Annotated in this window: 3 protein-coding genes; 1 reads left to right on the top strand and 2 read right to left on the bottom strand. The window is 35.0% G+C overall.

Annotated elements, in window-relative coordinates:
• Nucleotides 1–40: 40 nt before the first annotated feature.
• Nucleotides 41–541, top strand: a complete 501-nt coding sequence (locus tag DSM00_RS15455) for a hypothetical protein (protein WP_128758878.1) — start codon at nt 41–43, stop codon at nt 539–541.
• A gap of 141 nt (nt 542–682) precedes the next feature.
• Here DSM00_RS15455 and DSM00_RS15450 read toward each other — a convergent pair whose 3' ends face one another.
• A complete protein-coding gene (locus DSM00_RS15450; protein WP_128758877.1) occupies nt 683–1,108 on the bottom strand; it encodes a hypothetical protein in 426 nt (141 codons plus the stop codon).
• 13 nt (nt 1,109–1,121) lie between these two features.
• Nucleotides 1,122–1,850, bottom strand: a 729-nt coding sequence (locus DSM00_RS15445) for a relaxase/mobilization nuclease domain-containing protein (protein ID WP_206633820.1), incomplete at its 5' end; no start/stop codon positions are given.

Genomic DNA, 1,850 nt, shown 5'->3' with positions numbered 1-1,850 from the left:
CGCATAGCCGCGGAACGTTGTTGGCAATAATTTAGATATCTTGTTTAGAGAAGAAATTTACCCCGATAATGATATTGATTATCATCTAATTCAGATCATTGATGAAAAAAAACTGCAATTAGAAAAGATTTATGATGACAAAACTTTAAAGAAAATTTATATTAATGAAGTATTATTAAGAGGATCAGTACTTAGTAAAAAGAAACCAAAAAGTAAATACAGGAATTTAAAAAGGAATCTTTTAAATTATTTAGATTGTCATTTACAAATTGACTCAAATACTATGTCTCTGAAAGAAAGAATGGCAATAAAACAAAATTTCCTTTCTATTTCAAATTCTGTAATGGAATCTGAAGGATATAAACATCAAGGAATTTGGATTTTTTCTTCTCTTTTCGGTTTACTTGTAGATTTAGCTCTCTATTTTTTTGACCTATCGGATTTTTACCTGAATGCACCCTTATTTTTTCTATACTTCCTCATTTCTGGTATTTATAAAGAAAAAAAAGCTAAAAAAAATGGTAAATTATTACAGACTTAATAACTAAACTATTGCCAACAGTATATAAAAACAATGCTAAAACTAGTCTCGAATCGAAACTTCCTGCTCGCTTGCTTAGCTGATTGTCCTACGGACAATCACGCTCGCCAGCTCGCACTGTTTTTATACGAGCCGTTAAGATCACTTCGCCCATTCTTTAAAATCAGCGGTTCTTTCTTCTGATTCCAGGATAAATTGCTTGTAATAATCTCGTTCTCCCTGAACTTCTTCGGTTTTGTTTCTTTGCTGTTGAAGAAAAAAATAGCACAAAAGCATTACCAATATTAAACTGCCGAAATAGATGGCTATCGCTTTACCTGTTATATAGCTGTTTTTAACGTCCTTGGCATTTTTATCTATCTCTGTAACATAATTCCCCATAGAGTTGTTTAGGTCGCTTAAATCGGGTTTAAAATGCTTCGCAGATTCTTCAATTCTCTGGGCTTGTTTTCTTATTTCTAGCTCTACCTGTTCCCGGTGTTTTTTATCCTTCTTCAACTCTTGTTGTAGGTCAAAAATGGTGTTCGATAGTGTCTTTGCTAAGGTTTCATTACTTACTCGTGCCATAATATTTTAAGTTTTATCTGCTAAGCCCTGGGCTTCTATCTCTTTTTGGTTTGAGTTCAATTTGCGCTTCTTTTTCCTTTTTAATTTTCTGCTGAATATTTTCTGAGATACTCATTTCTAACTTTCCATACCTGACTTCTTTGCCAATTTCAGAAGCTTTAAAACTTTGGGATGATTGTCGGTCAACAATTCTAAAGCCTTGTATTTTGCCGCTTCTTTGCTTGGTCAATTCAACATTATAACCCCTGTTGTGCATTGATCTCGCAAATTCCTCAAAAGAAGTCGCTTTGGATTTGCTCTGATTATATGCCTGGTGAATTTCCTTCCGCAGCTCTTTGGTCTTTTCTTTGTGCATTTTCCGAATATCCTTAGCGGTCAAAAGTCCTCTTTCTTTGGCAAGCTTTTCCGCACTTTCCTGCGCTTTTTTACTGATATTGCTATCATTGTGGGCCTGACCATCAAAGCCTATGCGGTTGACCTGAAAATGAATATGGGGCTTTCCAGTTGAAGTGTGCAGGGTCATTAAATACTGGTTTTTTTCAAGCCCTAATTCTTTCAAATGTTCCTGGCCAAGTTCCTGAAGTTGATCTTTGGTAAATTCTTTCTGAACATTATCTGGACTTAAATAAATGCTGTACGTGTTTTTTGTAATACTTGGTTTTAAGGATTGGATTTCTCGGAATTCCGCTAAAATTTCTGTTGGAGTTTCTCCGCTGATCATATTGCGGTCGAGCTCGACCGC

This window comes from Leeuwenhoekiella aequorea, assembly GCF_004104375.1.
GTDB classification, from domain to species: Bacteria; Bacteroidota; Bacteroidia; order Flavobacteriales; family Flavobacteriaceae; genus Leeuwenhoekiella; species Leeuwenhoekiella aequorea.
Note: the sequence above shows the minus strand (reverse complement) of the source record. Positions and strands in the feature narration are given on the sequence as shown.